Genomic DNA, 25,720 nt, shown 5'->3' with positions numbered 1-25,720 from the left:
GCCTGGGGGCGGTGCGCCGGCTCCCAGGCAATCGCATTGAGTGCAACGAAAGCCGAACATGCACCTAGGGTTCGCCCTGAAAACAGCAATGCTGACTATAAATCGAAAGGTCCGAGGGCTGCGTTGGGTGGATGGCGTGTATCAAGCGACTAGCCGCAAAGGGTCGATGGCAGACGGTCATGGATGATAGCCCCACCACATTGCGCCCTGAACGGCATTGGTGCCTGGAAGCATTCAGCAGGCACGTTCGTTTTAAGGAGGTGGCCCACCCAGCAAGGGTGAGCCAGGTCTGAATCAGGATCGCTTGCGCTTGAACAGCTTGCCGAAGAAGCCGGCGATGGCCACCAAGCCCAGGATGATGAACTTCTTGAACGCCAGCAAGGCAACACCGATCTTGGCGAACAGGCCCGCCTTGGCGGCGATGCCACCGGCGACCAGGGCGGCCAGTCCGTATGGCGCCAGCTTGTCGGTCTTGGCGTCGTAATCGGCGTAGCGGTTGCCGTCGGTGAAGTTGGTGAAGGCGAGAATCTTTGGCGTTTCCTGCTTGATGGTCTGCAGGTCGGCCATCGCCGCCACGGCATTGAGCTCCAGCACGCCTTCGCGGCCCAGCACGCGGATGCTGTAGTTCAGGGTGGTCTGATCGGCGTCTTCGGCCTTCAACTCTCGCGCCCAGTACATCTTGTGGGTAGCCTGATCGTAGCTCGGTGGTTCGGCCCAGCCCAACAGTGTCAGGCCGGCATAGCCTTCCTTGCGACGCTCCTTGTTGTCTTCCTCGTCATCGGCCTTCATCTGCTCGAGCAGGTCGGCGTAGTCGATCTTGGCTGCGTCATCGTCGGAAATGTGGCCGTCGTTCTTGTAGCTGATGATCACGCCCCAGCCGTTGTCCGCCAGTGGATTGACGGCGGTCGGGATGATCATGCCGAGGGTCTTGAAGCCCGGTGGGTTGCCCCAGCCTTCGGTCAGCAGGCGCTCGGTGTCGCCCGGCGACAGGTAGTAGAACTCGTTGTTGAGTTGGAGGCTGGCGATACCGCCGGGCAGGGTGATGTTGCCGTGCTGTTGCTTGAGCGTAGCCAGCCACTGTTCGGCGGTCTGGTGCGGTTGTTCGCTGGCGGTTGGCGCAGATGCGGGAGTGCTGGCGGCAATGGCGGGCAAAGTAGTTGCGCAGAGCAACACTGCCGCCAACAACTGGCGCAGGTGTTTCATCGTAGTCCCTTACAATTTGAAATAATTTGGGCGCGCAGGATAACTGAAAGAGCTGGCCAATCGCCAGAATCTCGTGTCCTTGTCTACCTTTCGATGCCAACGGGACACGCTTGCGCGTCCTCCTTTCTGGCGGTCAAGCCAGTGACATCCTCTGTGCCCAGCTTCTGCCTGGACGCAGTCAGCATTGCGTCAAACCAACGCGACTATTCCATGCGGTGTTAGCGACATCTCTTTTCGTACAGAACCTAAAACTCGCCCCACCCTCCATAATCTGCAAATTTTCAATACGATGAGAATCAGTTTTTGGTGAAGGGCCGACAACATAAAGCCCAAGCGAGTCTATCTCCTTCATCAAACGCTCCTCCTCTATAAAAAGCTGCTCATTCACCGCTTGCTCATGCTCCTTGAACAACTTTCCATATAGGTCAAAATCTCTATCCGGCAAAAAAGAACCGATCACTCGCATACCACTTATGGAAGAAACCAATAATCCCCCAAGAAACAACCCATTAGCAGACACCAGTCTAAACTCCATCATCGAGGGCACCTCGCAGTTTCACTTAACGTTTGAGAAAGTCCCTTTAGGCTTTCATCATTACGATAAAAAAGGCGGAGAAAAAGAGGAAAAGGGGACGGATTTGAATGGCACTTACTTAGCCATCAACCCTTTGATCCATAAGAAAAAAATGAAGAAGGGCTGGCCTTGGTCTACGGTGATAGTTGCGAACACACACCATTAAGCCAAGGACGCAGCCCAGAATGGATCGTAGACGTCAAATCCTTCAGCATCAACAGCAGCGTTTTCGCCACCATGCTTCGACCAGTGACGCTCAGGCATTTTTCGATCTCCTCATGGCCCCCGAACTGCTAAAGCGTGTCGAGTCAGCGTTGCCAGCACATCGAGAGCGCCTATTCCCACCGACTGAAACGCTCTCGATGTTCCTGGCTCAAGCAATGAATGCTGATCGCTCCTGCCAGCAGGCGGTCAATGACTTTTCCATCAAGCGATCCTGCAACGGTATGAAGCCCAACAGCACTCGTACAGGCGCCTTCTGCAGAGCCAGACAGCGCCTACCGGTGGAGATGGTCTCAACACTGGTTCGTCACACGGCTTCATCGATCAGTGATCAAGCCCCCTCGTCGTGGCGTTGGAGGGGACGGCCCGTGCGTCTTGTTGATGGAACAACCGTTTCGATGCCCGACACGGCTGCCAATCAGGTTGCATATCCACAATCACGGGGGCAGAAGGTCGGCCTGGGTTTCCCACTCTGCCGAATGGTTGGCATTGTCTGTCTATGTAGCGGTACCGTTCTGGACGCTGCTTTGGGCCGCTTCAGAGGCAAAGGCGGCGATGAACAGACCTTGCTCAGGTCAATGCTCAATGTGCTGAAAACAGGCGATATTCTGTTGGGCGATGCCTATTACGCCACTTACTTTCTGTTGTGTGAGCTGCAGCGAAGGGGCATCGATGGCGTGTTCGAACAATATGGAGCGCGGCGGCGCAGTACTGATTTTGCTTTAGGACAACGTCTCGGATCGGATGACCATTTGATCGAGCTGAAAAAGCCTGCATGCAGGCCGCCATGGATGAGCATGGCGCACTATGAACAGGCGCCGCAGAGGCTGACGGTGAGAGAGCTGAAGGCCGGTGGAAAGATCCTGGTGACAACGTTGCAATGCCCAAAACAAACACCCAAGTCAGCCCTCAGGTCGCTCTACAAAGGACGCTGGCATGTCGAACTGGATTTGCGAAACCTGAAGGCAACGTTGGGATTGGGGAAACTGAGCTGCAAAACCCCAGGGATGGCGGTCAAGGAGCTGTGGGTCTATCTGCTGGCACACAACCTGATCCGGATGCTCATGTCGCAATCGGCGTTAATGGCCGATTGCTTGCCCCGCGAGCTGAGTTTCAAGCACAGTCTCCAGCTATGGCTGGCGCTACGACAGCGCAGCTACGGTGATGGGGAAGATCAATTAGCAGATTTGCTGATGCTGATTGCTCAAAGGCGTGTGGGCAACCGGCCTGGTCGTGTCGAGCCTCGGGCCATAAAACGAAGGCCTCAGGCCTACCCCTTGCTGACCAAGCCACGTCGATCAGCAAGGGCAGAGATCAGAAGATATGGGCATCCGAAGCATGTTAAGTAAGTGCCATTCAAACCCGCCCCCTTTTTGGTACAAAATCTATTTTTTTGCTTCTGCCAATGCCTTCACTAACAAAGACATATCTGGCGGCATTTTTTTCGATCCTTTCCCCTTGAGCCAAGCAGGAACTTTCTTCCGACATAACTCATAACCGATCTTAGAAAAATCTTCCACTCGATAGTCTCTATCAATCAGCTCACCCTGCGGGGTAAATGGGTTAACCAGCAGAAGACCATTACGATAGAAGAAATCGTATTTAGCCAAAACGGCCCTTCTTACAACCTCCTGCGACTCAACGTCCGCGACCAATTCTCCACTTTCATTCAGTTTCTTGTAGGCTGAAATCAGCTCGCTAGCAGCACCCCATATCACATGATTGCTTTGATGCATTACCGCAACCTCACGATATCTGGAGAAAAATGGGACAGATTCATTTTGCCTACTCCAACTTCTTTCCACCCTACTTTGCCAGCTCGATTAATTTCCCGGCGACTTGCCATGAGCCGACGGTTGCCCGTCAACTTCCTCCGTTGGAAGCCCTATCTTGTCACGATTAGCTTTCCAGGCGAAACAGCCTTAGTTTTATGGCCGTCTTGATCCCAATGCAGGCAGATATTCGAGTGAAAAAAATAAATCCATCACCTTTATCTAAGTAGGCGCCATTCAAATCCGTCCCCTTTTTGATCCACGCCTCGCCCATTGGCCTTGGTTGGGTTCACTTGCAGCCGGCCTCACAATCAATCGCCCCCGCGCGCACATAGAATGACCAACCAAATCTCCGCGATGAGTATGTCGTGGTTTAAGCCCCACCCCAGCCACCACCAGCTAGAGCTCTCAAACACGTATACAAAACAAATTACCCACGAAAAAAGTGCAAACTTAGATCATTAGCCAGCTCAACGATATCTTCATCCTGGCTACCCTCGCCCAGTTTTATATGCGCTTCTAGCAAGCTCTTACCCCCAACAACACATAAAAATTCACCAACATTTTTATACGTATAATAATCCACACCATCACTGCAGAGACCAGATACAATTTTCCCGACCAGCTCATCCCGACCAGATATCCAGCCACGGGAAGCTAAAATATCTCTTGCCAGCAGCATCTCTTCCTCATTCCCATCTATCGATATATTTATGAGTTCCTCGACAAACGAGTCAGAGCACGAAAAATCAAGCAAACCATCCCTTGCAACTTTTAAAGATACCCGCCGATCTTCACTACTGTCAGAACGCAGCATCGCCATCAAATCAGGCTCATACTGCAAATACAGAGATCGAACATCATAGCCATACTGATTTATGACGCGTTCGTGCAGCTCATAATTAGACCACGAAAGCCCAGAATGCTGAACCGACTCAACAAAACCGCGAACCTTCTCATTAAAAGAATCCTCGATCGCACTAAACGCCGTCATGAACTCACTCATACCTTACCCCCATATTCCCACGGCAACGCTTTAAACAACCCATCAAACTCATCCCGTGTCATATCGCGAGTTGGATACACTGTTGAGTGCCCAGGAGACATATGTCCGCCTGGCATATCACGACCATCATGCTTAACCGCCAATCCCTCAGGCATTTTTACGTCCTCAGGTAACGCATGATAGTGCCCTTTCAAACCAGAGTCTTGAGGTGTTCTGGTCACTGACTTACCTTGAGGCTTAGCCTGGCCTGCTTGTGAGGGGAGTAAACCATGTTCGTTTTCAGCTAAATCTTTAGGACGAATGCCGTGTGGTCCAGCTTTATTTCCAAACGTACAAAGTCGTTGTAATCCCAGTGGATCAAGCCAGCTCAGTGGATTTGGTGCGTATTGATAAGGATTCAACCCGCCGGTCAGCCCTATGGGGTCTTTCGATATAAACCGACCCGCTCTCTGATCATAGTACCGATAGCGATTGTAATGCAGCCCGGTCTCATGGTCGTGGTACTGGCCCTGGAAGCGGATCGGGTTGTTCAGGCCATTCTGCTTCGCCCACTCCGAGCGGGCCTCCTTGATCTCACCCCATGCCTTGTACTGCGCCGTCCAGGCCATCTCTCCATGGTGGTCGGTCAGTTCCATCGGCGTGCCGAGGTGATCGCATTGGTACCAGAGAATCGCGTCGAGTGACTGCGGCTTCACCTCGTGTTGCCACAACGGGTCCTGATCGAAATCGTATTCCCGGTCGCTCCAGTCCGGTTGGCGTAGCAAGCGGATCGGCTGCTTGCGTATAGCCTGGGCAACCGGCACGAAACTGCCCGGCTCGTACAGGTAATGCACGGTGCGCCCGGTTTCACCCTCGTCCTGCGGTGGCGAGCTTTCCCAAGCCAGGTTATCGCCATCCCAGCCGTACAAGGTGTAGCCACAGCCCAGTTCGCGCTGGCGCTTGGCCCGCTGCATCTGGTTCCAGCCACTGCCGGCCCGCGGATCATCCTGGTGGTGCGCAGTAGAGTGTTTGTGCAGACGGCGGCCCAAGGCATCGTAGCTGTACACCACGCTGAGCTTGCTATCGTCGAAACGGACTAATCGGTCGAACAGGTCCCAACTGAGGCGGGCCTGTTCGCCGTTGTGCAGGCGATGGATCAGGTTGCCGCGTTCGTCGTACTGATAGTGGGTCCCGGCGTATTCACGCAGCAGGTTATCCATCAGCTTATTACGGCGCGGATCGCTTTCCAGCGGACGGTTCAGCTCCTGGGTCTTGTCGTCCAGCAGGTTGCCGGCCGGGTCGAAGGCAAAGGTCTCGACACCGAGGCGGCTGGAGGCTTGCAGCAAGCGGCCAACGGGATCGTACTGATAGGCCAGGTGGCCACGGCGGGTGTCGTGGATATCGGTCAGCTGGCCGACGGCATCGTATTGATACTGGCGTTTGAGCAGGGTCGACTGGCCATCGTGGCTGCCCAGCAGTTGCTCTTGCAGACGCCCTGCCGGGTCCCAGCTCTGGGTCTGCATCAGCTGGTTGCCCTGATGCCGGACCACTTCACGGTGCAGGTCATCGCGCTCGTAGGCGAGCAACTCATGCTGATCGAGGGTCATGCCCAGCACGTGACCACTGCCGTAGGTGAGCACACTGACCTTGTGGCCATCCGGGCGAATCGTCGCCGTGCGCAGGTTCAGTGCGTCGTACTCATGCTGCCACACCGCAACCATCGGCACCTCGGTACCGAGGTAGTACTGGTGCTCACGGGTCAGGTTACCGGCTTCGTCGTGGAACCATTGCAGCTTGCTAGCCGCGTTGATCGCCTGGATCAGATTGCCGTTGCCGTCGTAAGCGAAGGTTTCTTCCTGGCGCTGGTCACCCAAGCTGGCCGCACGTGAAATCAGACGCCCCACCGGGTCGAAGGTGATGTCGATGCGGCGCTGACCGACTTGGGTGCTGGCCAGCCGGCCCGTATCAGGATCGTACTGGTAACGCGTCACCAGGCCATCGAAGCCTTGCTCTTGCAGCAGGCGCCCGACCGGGTCGTAAAGGAAGTTGGCCTTGCTCTCGTTCTCGTTTTCCAGGCCGATCAGTCGGCCCAACTTGTCCCATCGATAACGCAGCGTGTGTTCGTTGGCATCCACCCGCTCGGCCAGCAGGCCCACAGCGTTGTAGGTCCAAGTAGTGCAACGGTCCAGTGCATCGACGTGAGCCAGCAGACGACCTTCGGCATCACGCTCGAAACGCTCTTCAGTGGCGTCCGGGTGGATGACTTTTGCCAGTTGGCCGGCTTTGTATTCGTAAGCTGTCTTATTACCCGCCGCATCGGTGAACAGCACCAACTGACCGAAGGCGTCGTATGCCCACTGGCTGGTCTTGCCCGAGCAGTCGGTGTACGCGACCAACTGACCCGCCGCGTTGTACGCCAGCTTCTTCTCGTTGCCATTGGCGTCCTTGATCGCCTTGACTAGCCCAGAAGGCGTGTAGGCAAATTCGGTCTTGTTGCCCAATGGGTCGGTTGTCTCGACCAGGTTGCCCTTCTGGTCATAGTCCCGCAGCCACAGACCGCCTTCGGCATCACGAAGCTTTATAGGGTGGCGGTGATCATCGTAAGAGAAATGTGTCTGACTGTGATCAGCACGGATATGACGAATGACACTGCCTTGCTCATCATAGTCGTAGCGGTCTTCACTGCCGTCGGCGTGTACATGGCGCACCACATTCTTGCGCTCGTCACGGAAGATCCACTCCGAGCGCTCGTCCGGGTAACGCACGCGGTACAGGTGACCGAGGATGTCGTAGTAGTACCAGGTCTCCTGGCCATGGGCGTCGGTGACGTAGGTGAGGCGGATGTTCTCGTCCCATTCCAGACGCGTGTCGTAACTGCCGTCATCGGCCCATTCGCGAATGGCCTTGGCGTCGAAAGCGCTGCCGTCCCACTGCAGGTTCATGCCCCGACCGGTACGGTCGGTGTAACGCGTTACCAGGTGGTTCTGGTACTGGTAATGCCAGGCCGCGCCGTGTTCATCCTGGGCGGCGACGAGGTCACCCTGATCATCGTAGTGGTAGGCGCACATCTGACGCAGCGGCTGACCGTCCTGCATTTCCCACAGCCCGGTGATATGGCCCTGTTCGTCGGTCAGCGTGCCCAGGTGGCGCAGGACGTCTTTCACATCGCCCTGGAAGGTGATGATGTCCGACAATACCGGACGCCCCTCGTGGTGATGCTCGTAGTGCAGCATGCAGCCGGCGTCGTTCTGCAGCAGGATCTTGCGCAGGTAGTAACGGTCGCCCACGCGCAGGTAATACTCCTTGCGCACGAAGCCACGACAGATCACCAGCTCATCGTCGCTGCTGCGCACCAGCAGCAAGTCCTCGATGGCGTTGAACAGCGACTTGCCGACCTTGGGCAGTTCGAACGCATGGCTGCGACCGTCGAAGTCATGGAACAGCAAGCCCTTGTCGACCACATCGATACGCGTGGTCAGGGGCGTTACCCAACGGGCGCCCAGACAGCCTTGGTCATATTCAGCCAGGCGCGAGTGGTAGATCCGTTGCCAATCAATTGGAAATGCACCGGGCAGGCTAAAGTCCGTATGGATGATGAACTCCGAACCCAGGGCAAAGCTGATACTGCGCCCCGTCGTGGACTTCGGAATCGGTCTTGGGATTGGGCAACTGGGCTCAATCGGGCTCGGCGTCTGGGTGGCATTCGCCTGCGAACCACTGACCGCCAACTCACCCTTGCCCTTCTCCCGCTCCACCTGCGTGGTGGTCCCCGGCTTGCTCACCCCCGGCTGCCCGTTCTTGTTGCGCTTGCGGAAGCCCTTCACCGCCCCGCCCAGCACCGTCAGCATCCAGCCGATGCTCATCTGCGTGGCAGGGTCGGCCAGCTTGTTCAATTGCCGGGCCATCTCCGGGCCCAGGGCGCGCAACTGGCCGGTGTTGGCCAAGACTTTGGTCTTGATCTCGTCCGGCAGCAGTTTGCTCGTCGCGCTGTTGGCCAGCCCTTTACCGGCAGCCTTGTAAGCGCTGTGCACGGCGCCGAAGAAGTTGCTGAAAGCGGCCTTCGGGTCGTTGAGCAACTTGTCGGCGGCAGCCGACATCTGCTTGCCCGCCTTGTCACGGTCGCCCTTGGCGTCCAGTTGCCCGAGAGTGACCTTCTCAAGGCCCGTGGCGATCTCTCTGGTCATCTTGGTGCCCAGCGCGCCGGCGTCGGCGAGGATCTCGGCGATCTTCGGCTGGGCCTGTTTGACGAAGTCGTCGATGGTCCCGGCGATGGTGGCGTTGAGGTGGCCGATCAACACCGTGATCAGCGAATCCCCCAGCAGCATCTTGGCGCTGTTGCGCAGCTCCTGGCGCACCAGGAACAGGGTCGGGCGCAGGCTCATGCGCGCCGCGGCCATGGTCGGCGGCGCCGGCAGTACGCCGATCAGGTTGATGCCCAGGCTCACCCAGTCGAGCAGTTGGCGGTTCTTGCTCTTGACCAGGGTCACCACGTCGCCCAGGGCGTCGACCAGGGCCATGATGTTGCCCACCACCGGCAGCGCGCCGGCCACGGTCTTGATCCGTTCGAGGGTGACGTAGCCGCCGCTGACCGATTGCAGCCAGGCATCGAAGGCGGCGGCGCCACGGCCGACGTCCTTGGCGTCGATGGTGTTGAGCGGGGCGACGGCGACCTGGGGTTCGCGTTTCTTGGCGTCGGTCATGCCAGCACCTCATGGTTCAGCTTGGCCGGGTTCACCGGGGCGCTGAGCTTGGGCAGGCTCGGCAGTTGCTTGAGGGCGCTGGCGGCCTTGAGCGTTGGCGCCGCGCCGGGCACCACGTTGCTGGCCAGTTGGGCCATGGCGCCGGTGTCGCCGCCGACGGCGGCCTTGACCTGTTGCGCCTTCTGCAAGGCGGCCTGGCCGCTTTTCGCCAGTTGCATGCCGGTGCCGGCCAGGGCCTTGCCCTGTTCCAGCAGGCCGTTGCCGCCGGGGCCCATCAGGCCCTGGGCCATCGATTTTCCTTGTGCCATCGCGTTCTGCATCAGTCCCTTGCCCTTGTCCATGCCTTGCTGTGCCAGTGCCAGGCCCTTGCCCAGCAACCCCTCTGCGCCCTTGCCGCCGCTGAGTACCTCGCCGACCACGGCCTGCTGGCCGGGGGCGATGTCGGCGAAGCTGGGCTTGGGTGGCCAGTCGCCGGCGCCGAAGTGGCTGCCCTCGGCCCAGGTGTCGGCCGGGTCCAGGCCGAAGTCGACCCACAGCGGGCCGGCGGCGGCGCCGCTGGCCTGGTTGAAACCGTTGCCGTCGAGCTTGCCCTTGATCGATTTGCCCAGGGCGTCGATCACGTCGTAGTCGCCGGTCTTCACGCCCTTGCTGTTGGCGTACTGGTACAGCAGCTCCAGGTCGCCCTTGCCGGGTTTCGGTGGTTCGGGGAAGGTGCCGGCCTTGCTGGCGGCGCCGATGTGGGCGAACTGCGCGGCGTGGGCGGTGTAGTTGGCGCTGGTGACGTGGGTGATGCCACCGGCGTTGTAGGTGGTGGCGCTGCCGCCGCCCTGGATCACCAGCTCGGTCTTGGCGGTGAGCACGATGCGGTCGGCGTTGGCGGTGATGTCGAGCTTGGCCAGCAGGTTGATGTTGTCCTTGAGGGCGCGGATGTCGATGTCGCCGGAGGCCGACACCAGCTTCCAGCCCAGGCTCTGCACGAACAGGCGCATGCCCTGGCTGGCGCTGGCCAACAGGCGCTTGCCGATCGACAGGCTGGTGTGGCCGGTGCTGCTCAGGGCCAAGTGTTCGCCGGTGGACAGGTGTGCCGGGCCGGGGGTGGTCAGGGCAATGCCGGCCGGGCTCGACAGCACCAAGTGCGGCTGGGCGAATTCGGGGAATTCGTTGGCGCTCTGGTTGACCGGGCCGCTGCCGAGGATGCCCTGGTGCTGCTCGTGCAGGCGCTTGGCCACGGCGTCCTGGTCGCCGGGCTCCTGGGCCTGCATCTGCTTGGCCAGTTCGGCCAGGCTGTCCTGCTGCTCGCTGGCGGTGGCCAGGCGTTCGGCGGTTTCGGGCAGGTCCTTGTGATGCTTGGCTTCGTTGGCGCGGGGCTCGGTGGTGATCAGCAGGCCACCGGCCGCGCGCACGGCGCCGTGGCGGTCGGTGCGCAGCTCGAAGCCTTCACCGCGTGGGGCGCCACCGGACGGTCTGGGGTGGGTGAGGTAGCCGAGGTTCAGCGCACTGGCGCCGTGGTCGCTGCGCAGGGCGATGCTGATTTCGCTGGTGGTGTCGTCGATGCGCAGTTCGTTGTTGCGGCTGCCCTTGTATTCCTTGCTCTTGATCGTGGCCAGGGTCTTGAGGTCAGGCAGCTTGTAGTGCGGCATGTTCACGCCGTGGTACAGGCAGCCGGTCACCAACGGCTGGTCGGGGTCGCCTTCGAGGAAGCTGACCAGCACTTCCATGCCGACCCGGGGCAGCTGCAGGCTGGCGATGCCCTGCCCGGCCCAGCCGGAGGCCACGCGCATCCACACGCTGGACTTGTCGTCCGAGCGGCCTTCGCGGTCCCAGAAGAACTGCACCTTGATGCGGCCGTATTCGTCGCAGTAGATCTCTTCGCCGGCCGGGCCGCTGACCACGGCGCGCTGGGTGCCGAGGATGCGTGGCTTGGGGTGCTCGAGGGGTGGGCGGTAGGTGGCGTCCCACGGGGTGGCGCTGAAGAAATTGCGGTAGCCCTGCTGGAAGCCGTCGTACTTGGCGTCGACGTCGCTGGTGATGGCTTCTTCCAGCACCTGGGGCTGGCGGCCCTGGTGCTGCACGTCGGTGAGCAGCCAGAGGTCGTTCCAGGCGGCGTTGGGGTGCGCGCTGAGGGTCAGGAAATGCCCGCTGGCCAGCAACGGCTGGTCGCTGCGCCCTTCGGCCAGGCGGAAGTCGCTGCGGTGGCGCTCCAGGGCGCGGGTGGCCAGGTGCTTGCCGCGGGCGCGGTCGAGGAAGCGCCCGGGGTAGTCGTAGTCTTCGAGCTCGGGCTCGGCGTGGCTGACCGACTCGCCTTCGAGCTGGATCAGCGGTTTCTTGAAGTCGTAGTCGCGGCGGGTGACGCTGCTGGTGCGGGTCTCCACGCGCAGGCCGAAGCGTTTGATCATCGGCGTGTCGGCCACCAGCCCGGCGTCCTGCTGGTAGGCCACCGGGGCCAGCTTGCGGAACACGGTCTGGTCGTCGCCGAACACCAGTTGGTGGCCGTCGGCGCTGTGGCGGAAGTGGTAGTGGATGCCTTCTTCTTCGCACAGGCGCTGGACGAACTGCAGGTTGGACTCGTCGTACTGCACGCAGTACTCACGCTCCGGGTACACGGCGCCCAGCTGGAACTGGTAGGCGTTGGCGAGGATGCCGTGCTCCTCCAGCACCTGGGCGATGATCTTCGGCACGTTCATCTGTTGGAACATGCGCTGGTTGATGCGGTGGGCCAGGTAGGCCAGTTGCGGGCGCAGGGTGACCTGGTAACGGGTCAGGCGCTTGCCGGCCTCGCCTTGCGCGGCGCGGTAGATCAGGCCGTGCAGGCCGCGGCCGTCGTCACCGAGCTGGAGGAACGCGGGCTTGTGCAGCAGGCTTTCCAGGTCCCGCGAGGGGTGCTCGCTGACCAGTTCCAGGTCGATGGCGTACACCTGGCTGATGGCTTCGCTGCCGTCGAAGGCGAGTACCTGGAAGTCGTGCTCCAGGCCGTCGATGTGCAAGCTGAAATGGGTCTGGTCGGCGGCGGCAAACATCCTTGTCCCTCTTTCTTGGGTGGTGGAACGACCTCGGGATCGGGCGCCGCTCATGCGGCGCATCGCGGATAAATCCGCTCCTACAGAGGCAGCGTCGGGCCAATCAGGCGGGCAACCATGGCCTCACAGGTGTGGCACGTTGCAACCGCTGTAGGAGCGGATTTATCCGCGATGCGCCGCACGGGCGGCGCTCGGTCTCATGGGCGATGCAACGCTAGCGTCGATCGCCCAGAGCCCCCAGGCCTTAGCCTGCGACCGGCGCGCGCCAGTCGTCGGAACCGGAAGTACCGGACACTTCGTGGGTCCAGGTGATCTTGCGGTAGGTGAAGTACACGTCTTCCAGGTGGGTGAAGTGGGCGTTGGCCGGGTCCTGGCAGTTGTGCATGTAGTCCTTGATGTCGACGATGATCGCGTCTTCCAAGACGGTGGTGTAGTAGTGCTCTTGGGTGCCCTGGGCCGAGGTGCGGTACCACTTGATCTCGACCTTGGTCATGCGCTCGCCCGAGGTCAGGGCGGCCAGCAGCAGCGGCGAGGCCTTGTCGAAGACCTTGGTGATCTTCACCGGCTTGTGCACGCGCTGGCCGGTCGGTTGGCCGGACTGCGGGTCACGCGGGATGATCACTTCGTGCTCGAAGCCCTGGACCATGACCTGGTCTTCGTGGCCTTCCTGGTAGGTGTTGCCCACCGAGTCGGCGGTGAAGGCGCCGGCAGTGATCAGACCTTGTTTTTCGCCGGTGACGGCCATGTAGGCGGGAGTTGCCATGTGTCGCTCTCCTTGCTTGGAAAATAGTCGCCGGGTGGCAGGAATTTGCCACCTTGGGGCGACTAGGTAATACAAACGGCGTGCCAGTTTTTATTTAGCTATTTAATTCAGCTAGTTACAAAACATGCACATCTATTTGGGTGTTCCTTTCAACTTGAGCCATTCAAAAGTTGCGCAACTTCTTGCGCAGTGGTGGCAAAAAGTTGCGCAGTCGTCTGTACATTACGAATACCAAGGCCTGCATCGAACTATCCACACACTTATCCACATTTGAGTGCGCAACTTCTTGCGCAGTTGACTGAGAAGTCAAAAACCAAAAAACAGTGGAACCAATAGCGTTGTATTGATTGGGCCGGCCTCTTCGCCAGCAAAGCTGGCTCCTACAGGGACCGTGCCAGCCGCAAGAGCGGTGCCGAACCTGTAAGGATCGGCTTGCTGGCGAACCTCCCATACTCGGCATTGTCCCTATGACCGAAGCCACGCTTCATACCGCGACCTTCGCAGGTGGGTTTGCCATCGCGCTTGTGTCATCATGCTCCGACCGCCGGTTAGCCCTCCTAAAGCCTTCTATGAACAGACCCTACGCATTGCTGCTTGCCCTCGCCCTGCTCCAGGGCTGCCAAAGCCTGGCCCCGCAGAAGACGGACGACCAACCGCCCGCCGCCAACGCCGGCAAGAGCGCGGAAAAGCCCGTGGTGTATGGTTCGTTCACGCAAGACACGCTCTACAGCCTGCTGGTGGCCGAGCTGGCCGGCCAGCGCAACCGCTTCGACATCGCCCTGGCCAACTACGCCGACCAGGCGCAGAAAACCCAAGACCCTGGCGTCTCCGAGCGCGCCTACCGCATCGCCGAATACCTCGGCGCCGACGAGCCAGCCCTGGACAGCGCGTTGATCTGGGCCCGCAACGACCCGCAGAACCTCGACGCCCAACGCGCCGCGGCCATCCAGCTGGCCCGCGCTGGGCGCTACGACGACTCCATGGCGTATATGGAGAAAGTGCTGCAGGGCAAGGGCGACACCCACTTCGACTTCCTCGCGCTGTCCGCCGCCGAAACCGACCAGGCCACCCGCGACGGCCTGATGCAGAGCTTCGACCGCCTGTTGGTGAAGTACCCCGACAACGGCCAACTGGTGTTCGGCAAGGCATTGCTGCTGAACCAGGACGACAAGCCCGAACAGGCCCTCGAACTGCTGGAAAGCCACCCGGCACAGAACGGCGAGATCGCCCCGATACTGCTGCGCGCCCGCCTGCTGCAAGGGCTGGACCGCGGCCCGGAGGCGCTGCCGCTGCTGCGCGGGGCGATTCGCGACAACCCCGACGACAAGCGCCTGCACCTGACTTATGCGCGCACCCTGGTCGAGCAGGACCGCATCAACGATGCCAAGGCCGAGTTCGAAAACCTGCTGCAGCAATACCCGGAAGACGACGAGATCCGCTACTCCCTGGCCCTGGTGTGCCTGGAAACCAAGCAATGGGATGAAGCCGAAGGCTATTTGCAGGAAATGGTCGAGCGCGACGCCAACACCGACGCCGCCCACCTGAACCTCGGCCGCATCCGCGAGGAGCGCCACCAACCGGCCGCCGCCCTGCGCGAATACGCCCTGGTCGGCGCGGGCCCGGACTACCTGCCAGCGCAACTGCGCCAGGCCGACATCCTCATCGCCAACGGCCGCAGCGCGGAGGCCTCGCGCCTGCTCGCCGAAGCCCGCGAAGCGCAGCCCGACTACGCCATCCAGCTGTACCTGATCGAGGCCGAAAGCCTGGGCAACAATGGCAAGGAGGCCCAGGCCGCACAGGTGCTGGAGCAGGCGATCAAGCGCTACCCGGACGACCTCAACCTGCTCTACACCCGCGCCATGCTTGCCGAGAAGCGCAACGACCTTTCGCAGATGGAAAAAGACCTGCGCGCCATCATCGCCCGCGAGCCGGACAACGCCATGGCCCTCAATGCCCTGGGCTACACCCTGGCCGATCGCACCACCCGCTACGCAGAAGCCAAAGCCCTGATCGACAAAGCCCACCAACTGACCCCGGACGACCCGGCGGTGCTCGACAGCCTGGGCTGGGTCGCCTACCGCATGGGCAACCTCGACGAGGCCGAGCGCCAACTGCGCCTGGCCTTCGAACGCTTCCCCGACCATGAAGTCGCCGCCCACCTGGGCGAAGTGCTGTGGGCCAACGGCAAGCGCCGCGAAGCCCGCCAGGTCTGGGGCAAGGGCTTCGAGGCCCAACCCGACAGCCCCATCCTGCGCAAGACCCTCCTGCGCCTGACCGGATCCGAGAGCCTGTAAACCATGTTCCTGCGTCATTGCATCACCTTCACCCTTATCGCCCTGCTCGCCGGCTGCGCCGGCTTCGGCAGCAAGGAAGCCGTACAAGGCCAGGGCAACCCGCAACTGTGGCGCCAGCACAAGCAACAGCTGAGCGGCCTCGACGGCTGGCAGATCAGCGGCAAGGTCGGTATCCGCGCGCCCCGCGACTCGGGCAGCGGCACGCTGTTCTGGCTGCAGCGCCAGGACTACTACGACATCCGTCTGGCCGGCCCGCTCGGCCGTGGCGCCGCACGCCTGACCGGCCGCCCCGGCGGGGTGATGCTGGAGGTGGCCAACCAAGGCCGCTTCGAAGCCGACAGCCCTGAAGCCCTGCTGGAAGAACAGCTCGGTTGGCGCCTGCCGGTGTCGCACCTGGTCTGGTGGGTGCGCGGCCTGCCCGCCCCGGACAGCAAGAGCCAGCTCACCCTCGACGGCGACAGCCGCTTGGCCCGCCTCACGCAGGATGGCTGGCAGGTCGAGTACCTCAGCTATATAGAGCAGAACGGCTACTGGCTGCCCGAGCGCCTGAAGCTGCATGGCGAGAACATCGACGTCACCCTGGTGGTCAAGGACTGGCAGCCACGCCAGCTGGGGCATTGAGTCGATGCAAAAGCTGATACTCCCCGCCCCGGCCAAGCTCAACCTGTGGCTGCACATCACTGGCCGCCGCGCCGACGGCTATCACGAGCTGGAAACCGTGTTCCAGTTCCTCGACCACGGCGATGAACTGAGCTTCGCCCTTCGCGAGGACGGCGTGATCCATCTCCACAGCGAAATCGCCGACGTGCCTCACGACAGCAACCTGATCGTGCGCGCCGCGCGCAAGCTCCAGGAACAGTCCGGTTGCACGCTTGGCGCCGACATCTGGCTGCACAAGGTACTGCCCAGGGGCGGCGGCATCGGTGGCGGCAGCTCCGACGCGGCAACCACGCTGCTGGCACTTGCCCACCTGTGGCAACTCGACTGGAACGAGGATCGCCTGGCCGCGCTGGGCCTCTCACTCGGTGCCGACGTGCCGGTGTTCGTGCGTGGCCACGCCGCGTTCGCCCAGGGCGTTGGCGAACAACTGACCCCCGTCGACCCCGCCGAACCCTGGTATGTCGTGCTGGTGCCGCAAGTGTCTGTCAGCACAGCGGAAATTTTTTCGCATCCGGAGTTGACACGTGATTCCCTCCCCCTTAAGATGCGCCCCGTTCCCGAGGGAAACAGTCGAAATGACTGCCAACCGGTAGTAGAGCAACGTTACCCCGAAGTTCGCAATGCGCTGATTTCACTGGGTAAATACACGGAAGCTCGAATGACCGGCACTGGAAGTTGTGTGTTTGGGGCCTTCCCAAGCAAAGCCGAAGCTGATAGAGTTCTGGCCCTTCTTTCAGAGACCCAAACAGGGTTTGTGGCGAAAGGAAGCAATGTTTCGATGTTGCATCGCAAGCTGCAAAGTCTGATCAAGAAGTCGAGTTCATAAGAATTCGCAGCAACAGATACAGGGGCGTCGCCAAGCGGTAAGGCAGCAGGTTTTGATCCTGCCATGCGTTGGTTCGAATCCAGCCGCCCCTGCCATTTCTTATACTCATCCAGGTTACCCTCAGCCTTCAGGTACTGCGCGTGTCCAAGATGATGGTCTTCACGGGGAATGCAAACCCCGATCTGGCTCGGCGTGTCGTACGTCAGCTGCATATTCCACTGGGTGACGTTTCTGTCGGTAAATTCTCCGACGGCGAAATCAGTGCTGAAATCAACGAAAATGTCCGCGGTAAAGACGTCTTCATCATTCAGCCCACCTGTGCCCCAACCAACGACAACCTGATGGAACTGGTCGTGATGGCAGATGCCTTCCGCCGCTCCTCAGCGTCGCGAATCACCGCCGTGATTCCCTACTTCGGATACGCCCGCCAGGACCGCCGTCCGCGTTCGGCACGTGTAGCCATCAGCGCCAAAGTCGTCGCTGACATGCTCACTGTCGTGGGTATCGACCGTGTACTCACCGTCGACCTGCACGCTGACCAGATCCAGGGTTTCTTCGATATCCCCGTCGACAACATCTACGGCTCGCCCGTACTGGTCGACGACATCGAAGACCAGCGTTTCGAGAACCTGATGATCGTTTCCCCGGACATCGGTGGCGTTGTGCGCGCACGCGCCGTCGCCAAGTCCCTGGGTGTCGACCTCGGGATCATCGACAAGCGCCGCGAGAAGGCTAACCACTCCGAGGTGATGCACATCATCGGCGACGTCGAAGGACGCACCTGCATCCTGGTAGACGACATGGTCGACACCGCCGGCACCCTGTGCCACGCGGCCAAGGCCCTGAAAGAACACGGTGCCGCCAAGGTCTACGCCTACTGCACGCACCCTGTCCTGTCGGGCCGCGCGATCGAGAACATCGAGAAGTCGGTACTGGACGAGCTGGTGGTAACCAACACCGTGCCGCTGTCCGCCGCTGCTCAAGCCTGTGACCGTATCCGCCAGCTGGATATCGCACCGGTTGTCGCTGAAGCGGTACGCCGCATCAGCAACGAAGAATCGATCAGCGCGATGTTCCGCTAAGCGGAACACTCGCTGACGAAAAGCGCCCCGCCCCAACACTGGTTGTTGGGGCGGGGCTTTTTTGCCATCCCCGTCTGGCGCTGGTCGCAAACGCCTTTCGGGAGGCTATTTTGGAGAAACAAAATGACTGACTTCATCCTGAACGCCCAAGCGCGTACTGACCTGGGGAAAGGTGCGAGCCGCCGCCTGCGTCACACCGCCAACATCCCTGCCGTTGTCTACGGTGGCGATAAAGAAGCCCAATCCCTGACCATCGTGGCCAAGGAAATCGCCAAGCTGTTCGAAAACGAAGCTGCCTTCAGCCACGTAATCGAACTGAACGTCGATGGCACTAAGCAAAACGTCGTGGTCAAGGCCATGCAGCGTCACCCGGCCAAAGGCTTCATCATGCACGCCGACTTCGTTCGCGTCGTTGCTGGCCAGAAGCTGACCGCCAAGGTTCCAGTTCACTTCGTCGGCGAAGAAGCCCCGATCAAGAAAGGCGGCGAGATCTCGCACGTCGTTTCCGAGATCGAAGTGTCCTGCGAAGCCAAGGACCTGCCTGAGTTCATCGAAGTCGACCTGTCGAAGGCCGAAGTCGGTTCCATCATCCACCTGTCGGACCTGAAAGCTCCGAAAGGCGTAGAGTTCGTTGCTCTGGCCCACGGTGATGACAAAGCTGTTGCCAACGTCCACGCCCCGCGCGTTGCCGCTGAAGCTGCTGAAGGCGCTGCCGAGTAATCCACTCGCACGCCGGCGTTGATCGGGTTACAGTGCCGCGCGCACCGTAACCCACCAACTCCAAGGAAGAGCCCCTGACGTGACCGCCATCCAGTTGATCGTCGGCCTGGGTAACCCCGGCCCCGAATACGAACAGACCCGGCATAACGCAGGGGCTCTTTTCGTTGAACGCCTTGCCAGTGCCCAGCGCGTTTCGCTGACCGCTGACAAGAAGTATTTTGGCCTGACGGCTAAGTTCAGCCATCAAGGCAACGATGTTCGTTTGCTGATCCCCACCACCTACATGAACCGTAGCGGCCAGTCCGTGGCGGCTCTGGCCAATTTCTTCCGCATCAAGCCGGAAGCGATCCTGGTGGCCCACGACGAACTCGACCTGCCCCCCGGCGTCGCCAAGCTCAAGAAGGGCGGCGGCCATGGCGGGCACAACGGCCTGCGCGACATCATCGCGCAGCTCGGCAACCAGAACGACTTCCACCGCCTGCGGCTTGGCATCGGCCACCCGGGCGACGCCAAACTGGTCTCCAACTTCGTCCTGGGTCGCGCGCCGCGCGCCGAGCAGGAGAAGCTCGACGCCAGCATCGATTTTGCCCTCGGCGTGATGCCCGACGTGCTTGCCGGCGACTTTGCCAAGGCGATGCGCGAACTGCACAGCCAGAAGGCCTGACACTTTAGAAAGGGGAATACCCATGGGTTTCAATTGCGGCATCGTCGGCCTGCCCAACGTCGGCAAGTCCACCCTGTTCAACGCCCTGACCAAGTCTGGCATCGCGGCGGAGAACTTCCCCTTCTGCACCATCGAGCCGAACAGCGGCATCGTGCCGATGCCCGACGCGCGCCTGAACGCGCTGGCCGAGATCGTCAAGCCGAACCGCATCCTCCCCACCACCATGGAATTCGTCGACATCGCCGGCCTGGTCGCTGGTGCCTCGAAGGGTGAAGGCCTGGGCAACAAGTTCCTCGCCAACATCCGCGAGACCGACGCCATCGCCCACGTGGTGCGCTGCTTCGAAGACGAGAACGTGATCCACGTCTCCAACAGCGTCGACCCCAAGCGCGACATCGAGATCATCGACCTGGAGCTGATCTTCGCCGACCTCGACAGCTGCGAGAAACAACTGCAGAAGGTCGCACGCAACGCCAAGGGCGGTGACAAGGATGCCCTGGCACAGAAGGCCATCCTGGAAAAACTGATCCCGCACTTCACCGAAGGCAAGCCGGCGCGCAGCCTGATGAAAAACATGGCTGACGACGAGAAGGCCGTGATTCGTGGCTTCCACCTGCTGACCAGCAAGCCGGTGATGTACATCGCCAACGTTGCCGAAGACGGCTTCGACAACAACCCGCACCTGGACGTGGTCAAGGCCATCGCCGAGGAAGAAGGCGCGGTGGTGGTGCCGGTGTGCAACAAGATCGAAGCCGAAATCGCCGAGCTGGACGAAGGCGAAGAGAAGGACATGTTCCTCGAGGCCCTGGGCCTGGAAGAGCCGGGCCTGAACCGCGTGATCCGCGCCGGCTACGAGCTGCTGAACCTGCAAACGTACTTCACTGCCGGCGTGCAGGAAGTGCGAGCCTGGACCGTGCGCGTAGGCGCCACCGCCCCCCAGGCCGCTGGGGTGATCCACACCGACTTCGAAAAAGGCTTCATCCGCGCCGAAGTAGTAGCCTATGACGACTTCATCCAGTTCAAGGGTGAAGGCGGTGCCAAGGAAGCCGGCAAGTGGCGCCTGGAAGGCAAGGACTACATCGTCAAAGATGGCGACGTGATGCACTTCCGCTTCAACGTCTAAGTCATCAGGCTTCGATGAGAGAAACCCCTTGAGCGTTCGCGCTCAAGGGGTTTTCTTGTTTCTGCGGCTTAGGTGAGCTTTTCGCTGACTGACTGCCAGCAGATTTGCATTTATCGCCCTCCACGGCCCGGTCCAGGCTAGATACTTTTGCGCAGACAGGACTCGCTCATGAAGCACACTCGCCCCCAGGCTATCCCCACCGTGCAGGTGGACACCAACGAAGTGATCGTCACCGAATGGCGCTTCGCTCCGGGCGCCGAGACCGGGCGTCATCTGCATGGCCATGACTATGTGGTGGTGCCGATGACCGATGGCACCTTGCTGCTGGAAACGCCGGACGGCGAAAAACGGGCAGTACTGGTGGCGGGCCAGAGTTACTTCCGCAAGGCGGGGGTCGAGCACAACGTGATCAATGCCAGTGACCACGAGATCGTGTTCATTGAGACCGAGTTGAAGTAGCCCATCAGTTTATCTGTGCGGGCCGGTTCGCCGGCAAGCCGGCTCCTACAGGGTCGGCGCCCTACCTTCACCCCGAAGCACTGCCTCGAAACCCGATGGACCTGACCACTGCCGGTCAACCGTCGGGACAAATGGGTCCGGACCTTGGCCGGCCTGTTTATCGGAGGCAACACATGAGCTCGCGCATCTGGCTGCTGGCCCTGGCGATCTGGTCCGCGACACCCGCGAATGGCGCATTGAAGCTGGCGCGGTGACCGCTCACCGCGCCCGTGAAAACGTTACTTGGCCAGCTTGCTGTAGCTGGTCATCAGGTTGCGATAGTCGGGGATATGGTTGGAGAACAGCGTGCCCAGCCCCTCGATGTCGTTGCGCCAGTCACGGTGCAGTTCGCAGGCCACGCCGAACCAGGTCATCAGTTGTGCGCCCGCGGCCTCCATGCGCCGCCAGGCCGAGTCGCGGGTCAGCTCGTTGAAGGTGCCGGAGGCATCGGTGACGACGAACACGTCGAAACCCTCCTCCAACGCCGACAACGCCGGGAAGGCCACGCACACCTCGGTGACCACCCCGGCGATGATCAACTGCTTCTTGCCGGTGGCCTTCACCGCCTTGACGAAGTCCTCGTTATCCCAGGCGTTGATGTTTCCGGGGCGGGCGATGTAGGGCGCATCGGGGAACTGTTCCTTGAGCTCGGGTACCAGCGGGCCGTTGGGGCCGGTCTCGAAACTGGTGGTGAGGATGGTCGGCAGCTTGAAGTACCTGGCCAGGTCAGAAAGCGCCAACACGTTGTTCTTGAAGCGGTCGGGGTCGATGTCGCGCACCAGCGACAGCAGGCCGGCCTGGTGGTCGACCAGCAGGACTGCAGCGTTGTTCTTGTCCAGGCGGTTGTAATGAAAAGCCATGACCGAACTCCTTGCTTCAAAGGTAGGGAGTTTCAGCGTAGGCAAACACGGTGATCAGGGCCGACCGTCAGTCGGCTGTGCGCCAGCCGGCCTGGCACAACCTCTGTAGGAGCGGCTTCAGCCGCGATACAGGCACCGCGGTGCCAGGCATCCGCTTCGCGGATGATCGCGGCTGAAGCCGCTCCTACAGAAGGCGCCGTCTCCTGGGGAGAAACCGCCCACACATTGGTTCAGGATTTCCTGAACTGATTATTTGTCCACAGCGATTTTTCCCCTCGCCCGCCCCCACCAGAATCGCTTCACCAACAATCACAATAAACCGTGAGGCCACTTCCGTGGACCAGACACTCCAGGTACGGCAGGCCGCCGCCGACCTCGTCGCCGCCTTCGCCAGCAACGACACCGCCCGTTACTTCGCCTGCTTCAGCGAAGACGCCACCTTTCTCTTCCACACCGTGCCGCAACCGCTGCTGTCGCGCCGCGCCTATGAAGACCTCTGGGCCAGTTGGCAGGCGGACGGCTTCGCCGTGCTCGGCTGTGAGTCCAGCAACGCCCAGGTGAGCCTGCAAGGCGACGTGGCGATCTTCATGCACGATGTGGCCACGCGCCTGCGAGTCGCCGCTGAAGTGCTTGACCTGAACGAGCGCGAAACCATCGTCTTGCGCCTGCACGGCGAACGCTGGCTGGCCTGCCACGAGCACCTGTCGGTCGTCGCGCCGAGCTGATCACTTTCAAGCGGCCCTGCCGCACTGCCATCGCACCCACAACAAGGCCGCCCGACGGCCGACAACATTCGCGCTGGAGCCTCACCATGAGCCACTCGACCGGTATCGAGACCAATGGCGTCGAACAGATCCCCGACGATCAACGCGACGCCTCCCCGCTTGACCTGTTCCGCCTGATCTTCGGCGGCGCCAACACCTTCGCCACCGCCGTGCTGGGCAGCTTCCCGGTACTGTTCGGGCTGTCGTTCCAGGCCGGGGTCTTAGCGATCCTGCTTGGGGTCGGCATCGGCGCCGTGATCCTCGCGCCGATGGGCCTGTTCGGCGCGCTCAACGGCACCAACAACGCGGTTTCGTCCGGCGCGCACTTCGGCGTGCACGGGCGCATCGTCGGTTCGTTCCTGTCGCTGCTCACTGCCGTGGCGTTCTTCTCGCTGTCGGTGTGGAGCTCGGGCGATGCCCTGGTCGGCGGCGCCAAGCGCCTGGTCGGCCTGCCGGAAACCGACCTCACCCTGGGCCTGGCCTACGGCCTGTTCGCGGTGCTGGTGCTGGTGGTGTGCATCTTTGGTTTCCGCTTCATGCTGTGGGTCAACAAGATCGCGGTGTGGGCCTCGAGCCTGCTGTTCCTGCTGGGCATCTTCGCCTTCGCCGGGCGCTTCGACGCAGGCTACGCCGGCAGCGTCAACCTCGGCCAGGCCGGTTTCTGGGCGGCGTTCGTCGGCGCGGCGATCCTGGCCATGAGCAACCCGGTGTCGTTCGGCGCCTTCCTCGGCGACTGGTCGCGCTACATTCCGCGCGAAACGCCCAAGGCGCGCATCATGCTGGCGGTGATCCTCGCCCAGGCCGCCACGCTGATCCCGTTCCTGTTCGGTTTGTGCACCGCCACCCTAGTGGCCAGCCAGGCGCCAGACTACATCGCCGCCAACAACTACGTCGGCGGCCTGCTGGCGATCTCGCCGGGCTGGTTCTTCCTGCCGGTGTGCCTGATCGCGGTGATCGGCGGCATGTCCACCGGCACCACGGCGCTGTACGGCACCGGCCTGGACATGTCCAGCGTGTTCCCGCGCCTGCTCAGCCGCGCCGCCGCCACCCTGCTGATCGGCGTGCTGGCCATCGGCTTCATCTTCGTCGGCCGCTTCACCTTCAACCTGGTGCAGAGCGTGTCGACCTTCGCCGTGCTGATCATCACCTGCACCAGCCCGTGGATGGTGATCATGATCCTCGGCCTGATCACCCGCCGCGGCTTCTACCACGCCGACGACCTGCAGGTGTTCACCCGCGGCCAGCAAGGCGGCCACTACTGGTTCGACCGCGGCTGGAACTGGCGCGGCATGGGCGCGTGGATCCCCAGCGCGGTGGTTGGCCTGTGCTTCGTCAACCTGCCCGGTCAGTTCGTCGGCCCACTGGGCGAGCTGGCCGGCGGCATCGACCTGAGCCTGCCGGTGACCCTGGGTATCGCCGCCGTGCTGTACCTGGTCCTGCTCAACCTGTTCCCTGAACCCACTGGCGTGTATGGCCCCCGGGGCCCGCGCTGGGTGCGCTGCAAAAGCACACCCGTGAAGCCCGTGACCACCGCCGAAATGGCCTGACTGGAATCCAACCATGACCACACCTCACTACATCGACGGCCGCTGGGTCGAAGGCCAGGGCAGCGACTGCATCGTTGTCCACAACCCGTCCGAAGGCCAGCCGTTCGCCGAACTGATGGCCGCCAGCGCCACCCAGGTCGACCAGGCCGTGGCCGCCGCACGCCGCGCCCTGGCGCCCTGGAAGACGGTCAGTGCCGCCGAGCGCGCCACTTACCTGCGCGGCTTCGCCGAGCAGCTGGGCCAACGCCGCGACGAACTGATCGCCCTGCAGATGCGCAACAACGGCAAGCCGCGCCACGAGGCCGAAATCGACCTGGACGACGCGATCGCCACCTTCGCCTACTACGCCAACCTGGCCGAGCAATTGCCGGCGAAAAACCGTGACGTGCCCCTGGCCGCCCCGGGCTTCACCGCCCGCACCCGCCTGGAGCCAGTAGGCGTGGTCGGCCTGATCGTGCCGTGGAACTTCCCACTGGTGACCAGCGCCTGGAAGCTCGCCCCGGCCCTCGCGGCAGGCTGCACCGTGGTGCTCAAGCCCTCCGAGGTCACCCCACTGATCGAGCAGGCCTACGGCCAGATCGCCGAGCACCTGGGCCTGCCGGCCGGCGTGCTGAACATCGTCAACGGCAAGGCCGAGACCGGCGCCGCCCTGAGCGGCCATAACGGCCTGGACAAGCTGTCGTTCACCGGTAGCAATGGCGTCGGCAGCCAGGTGATGCGCGCCGCGGCGGCCCAGTGCCGGCCGGTGACGCTGGAGCTGGGCGGCAAATCGGCCATCGTGGTGTTCGACGATTGCGATGTCGACCAGGCGGTGGAGTGGATCGTCGCCGGCATTACCTGGAACGCCGGGCAGATGTGCTCGGCCACCTCGCGGCTGCTGGTGCAGGACGGCATCGCCGCTTCGCTGCTGCCGCGCTTGCAGGCGGCGCTGGAGGCGTTGCGTGTGGGCAACCCGCTCACTGAAGAAGTGGACATGGGGCCGCTGACCAGCCAGGCGCAGTGGCTCAAGGTAGCCGGCTATTTCGCCACCGCACGCGAGGAAGGCCTCAAGTGCCTGGCCGGTGGCAAGGCGCTAGACCGTGATGGCTGGTTCGTCAGCCCAACGCTGTATGTGGATGTGCCCGAGAGCAGCCGACTGTGGGGCGAGGAAATCTTCGGGCCGGTGCTGTGCGCACGGCGCTTCAGCACCGAAGCCGAAGCCATCACCCAAGCCAACGACAGCCGCTTCGGGCTTGTAGCCACCGTCTGCTCCGCCGACCTGGAACGCGCCGAGCGCGTGGCCGATGCGCTGGAGGTCGGGCATGTGTGGATCAACTCGGTGCAGGCGGTGTTCGTCGAGACCTCGTGGGGCGGGACCAAGGGCAGCGGCATTGGCCGCGAGCTCGGACCGTGGGGGCTTTCGGGGTATCAATCGGTGAAACATGTGACGCGGTGCCTGGGCTGACG

The 25,720-nt window shown here is 61.6% G+C and carries 20 protein-coding genes and 1 tRNA gene; 13 read left to right on the top strand and 8 right to left on the bottom strand.

The window, feature by feature from the left end:
• Nucleotides 1–294: 294 nt before the first annotated feature.
• Both IM733_RS23455 and IM733_RS23450 read right to left on the bottom strand, forming a co-directional pair.
• Complete coding sequence (locus tag IM733_RS23455; RefSeq protein ID WP_248918675.1) at nucleotides 295–1,203, bottom strand: DUF2167 domain-containing protein; 909 nt, start codon at nucleotides 1,201–1,203, stop codon at nucleotides 295–297.
• A gap of 178 nt (nucleotides 1,204–1,381) precedes the next feature.
• Nucleotides 1,382–1,741 carry a hypothetical protein gene (locus IM733_RS23450; RefSeq protein ID WP_248918674.1) on the bottom strand — a complete coding sequence of 120 codons (360 nt, stop codon included), beginning with the start codon at nucleotides 1,739–1,741 and terminating at the stop codon, nucleotides 1,382–1,384.
• Between the two features lie 221 nt (nucleotides 1,742–1,962).
• Between IM733_RS23450 and IM733_RS23445 the strand changes: the two genes are divergently transcribed.
• Nucleotides 1,963–3,348: an IS4 family transposase gene (locus IM733_RS23445; RefSeq protein ID WP_248918673.1), complete on the top strand. Its 1,386-nt coding sequence runs from the start codon at nucleotides 1,963–1,965 to the stop codon at nucleotides 3,346–3,348.
• Between the two features lie 36 nt (nucleotides 3,349–3,384).
• Here IM733_RS23445 and IM733_RS23440 read toward each other — a convergent pair whose 3' ends face one another.
• The 5 genes from IM733_RS23440 to IM733_RS23420 all read right to left on the bottom strand — a co-directional run bounded on the left by IM733_RS23440 (nucleotide 3,385) and on the right by IM733_RS23420 (nucleotide 13,236).
• Nucleotides 3,385–3,735, bottom strand: a complete 351-nt coding sequence (locus IM733_RS23440) for a hypothetical protein (RefSeq protein WP_248918672.1) — start codon at nucleotides 3,733–3,735, stop codon at nucleotides 3,385–3,387.
• Nucleotides 3,736–4,201: 466 nt separating this feature from the next.
• The gene (locus IM733_RS23435) at nucleotides 4,202–4,777 is read right to left on the bottom strand and encodes a hypothetical protein (RefSeq protein ID WP_248918671.1); all 576 of its coding nucleotides are present in this window, start codon (nucleotides 4,775–4,777) and stop codon (nucleotides 4,202–4,204) included.
• Nucleotides 4,774–9,456, bottom strand: a complete 4,683-nt coding sequence (locus IM733_RS23430) for an RHS repeat-associated core domain-containing protein (RefSeq protein WP_248918670.1) — start codon at nucleotides 9,454–9,456, stop codon at nucleotides 4,774–4,776. The genes IM733_RS23435 and IM733_RS23430 overlap by 4 nt, the downstream gene beginning before the upstream one ends.
• Nucleotides 9,453–12,473 (bottom strand): type VI secretion system tip protein VgrG, encoded by a 3,021-nt coding sequence (locus IM733_RS23425; protein ID WP_248918669.1) that lies wholly within the window; start codon nucleotides 12,471–12,473, stop codon nucleotides 9,453–9,455. Before IM733_RS23425 ends, IM733_RS23430 begins: the two co-directional genes overlap by 4 nt.
• Before the next feature lie 244 nt (nucleotides 12,474–12,717).
• Nucleotides 12,718–13,236 carry an Hcp family type VI secretion system effector gene (locus IM733_RS23420; RefSeq protein ID WP_011531920.1) on the bottom strand — a complete coding sequence of 173 codons (519 nt, stop codon included), beginning with the start codon at nucleotides 13,234–13,236 and terminating at the stop codon, nucleotides 12,718–12,720.
• A gap of 569 nt (nucleotides 13,237–13,805) precedes the next feature.
• Here IM733_RS23420 and IM733_RS23415 point away from each other — a divergent pair.
• The 9 genes from IM733_RS23415 (at nucleotide 13,806) to IM733_RS23375 (ending at nucleotide 21,064) form a co-directional block, all read left to right on the top strand.
• Nucleotides 13,806–15,530 carry a tetratricopeptide repeat protein gene (locus IM733_RS23415; protein ID WP_248918668.1) on the top strand — a complete coding sequence of 575 codons (1,725 nt, stop codon included), beginning with the start codon at nucleotides 13,806–13,808 and terminating at the stop codon, nucleotides 15,528–15,530.
• Between the two features lie 3 nt (nucleotides 15,531–15,533).
• Entirely contained in the window at nucleotides 15,534–16,151 is a 618-nt protein-coding gene (lolB, locus tag IM733_RS23410) for a lipoprotein insertase outer membrane protein LolB (protein WP_248918667.1), read from the top strand.
• 4 nt (nucleotides 16,152–16,155) lie between these two features.
• Nucleotides 16,156–17,016 carry a 4-(cytidine 5'-diphospho)-2-C-methyl-D-erythritol kinase gene (ispE, locus tag IM733_RS23405; protein ID WP_248918666.1) on the top strand — a complete coding sequence of 287 codons (861 nt, stop codon included), beginning with the start codon at nucleotides 16,156–16,158 and terminating at the stop codon, nucleotides 17,014–17,016.
• Nucleotides 17,017–17,036: 20 nt separating this feature from the next.
• Nucleotides 17,037–17,111, top strand: a tRNA-Gln gene (locus IM733_RS23400).
• Nucleotides 17,112–17,156: 45 nt separating this feature from the next.
• The gene (locus tag IM733_RS23395; protein ID WP_016391678.1) at nucleotides 17,157–18,098 is read left to right on the top strand and encodes a ribose-phosphate pyrophosphokinase; all 942 of its coding nucleotides are present in this window, start codon (nucleotides 17,157–17,159) and stop codon (nucleotides 18,096–18,098) included.
• A 123-nt stretch (nucleotides 18,099–18,221) separates the two neighbouring features.
• Nucleotides 18,222–18,818 carry a 50S ribosomal protein L25/general stress protein Ctc gene (locus IM733_RS23390; protein WP_248918665.1) on the top strand — a complete coding sequence of 199 codons (597 nt, stop codon included), beginning with the start codon at nucleotides 18,222–18,224 and terminating at the stop codon, nucleotides 18,816–18,818.
• A gap of 79 nt (nucleotides 18,819–18,897) precedes the next feature.
• Entirely contained in the window at nucleotides 18,898–19,482 is a 585-nt protein-coding gene (gene pth, locus IM733_RS23385; protein ID WP_248918664.1) for an aminoacyl-tRNA hydrolase, read from the top strand.
• A 22-nt stretch (nucleotides 19,483–19,504) separates the two neighbouring features.
• On the top strand, nucleotides 19,505–20,605 hold the full coding sequence (gene ychF / locus IM733_RS23380) for a redox-regulated ATPase YchF (RefSeq protein WP_213659567.1): 1,101 nt from the start codon (nucleotides 19,505–19,507) through the stop codon (nucleotides 20,603–20,605).
• A 168-nt stretch (nucleotides 20,606–20,773) separates the two neighbouring features.
• Entirely contained in the window at nucleotides 20,774–21,064 is a 291-nt protein-coding gene (locus IM733_RS23375) for a cupin domain-containing protein (RefSeq protein WP_248918663.1), read from the top strand.
• Nucleotides 21,065–21,342: 278 nt separating this feature from the next.
• On the opposite strand, the gene ycaC is transcribed toward IM733_RS23375, so the two are convergent.
• Nucleotides 21,343–21,963, bottom strand: a complete 621-nt coding sequence (ycaC, locus tag IM733_RS23370) for an isochorismate family cysteine hydrolase YcaC (RefSeq protein ID WP_248918662.1) — start codon at nucleotides 21,961–21,963, stop codon at nucleotides 21,343–21,345.
• A gap of 335 nt (nucleotides 21,964–22,298) precedes the next feature.
• On the opposite strand from ycaC, the gene IM733_RS23365 reads away from it, so the two are divergent.
• The 3 genes from IM733_RS23365 (at nucleotide 22,299) to IM733_RS23355 (ending at nucleotide 25,718) form a co-directional block, all read left to right on the top strand.
• Nucleotides 22,299–22,688, top strand: coding sequence for a YybH family protein (locus IM733_RS23365; protein WP_248918661.1), 390 nt, complete (start codon nucleotides 22,299–22,301; stop codon nucleotides 22,686–22,688).
• Between the two features lie 86 nt (nucleotides 22,689–22,774).
• A complete protein-coding gene (locus tag IM733_RS23360) occupies nucleotides 22,775–24,274 on the top strand; it encodes a purine-cytosine permease family protein (RefSeq protein ID WP_248918660.1) in 1,500 nt (499 codons plus the stop codon).
• Between the two features lie 13 nt (nucleotides 24,275–24,287).
• Complete coding sequence (locus IM733_RS23355; protein WP_248918659.1) at nucleotides 24,288–25,718, top strand: aldehyde dehydrogenase family protein; 1,431 nt, start codon at nucleotides 24,288–24,290, stop codon at nucleotides 25,716–25,718.
• The last annotated feature ends 2 nt before the right edge of the window (nucleotides 25,719–25,720 follow it).

Origin of the sequence: Pseudomonas entomophila (genome assembly GCF_023277925.1) — a bacterium.
In the GTDB taxonomy this organism is placed as follows: Bacteria; Pseudomonadota; Gammaproteobacteria; order Pseudomonadales; family Pseudomonadaceae; genus Aquipseudomonas; species Aquipseudomonas entomophila_D.
The sequence above is the reverse complement of the archived record's forward strand: the minus strand, read 5'-3'. Positions and strand labels throughout refer to the sequence as shown.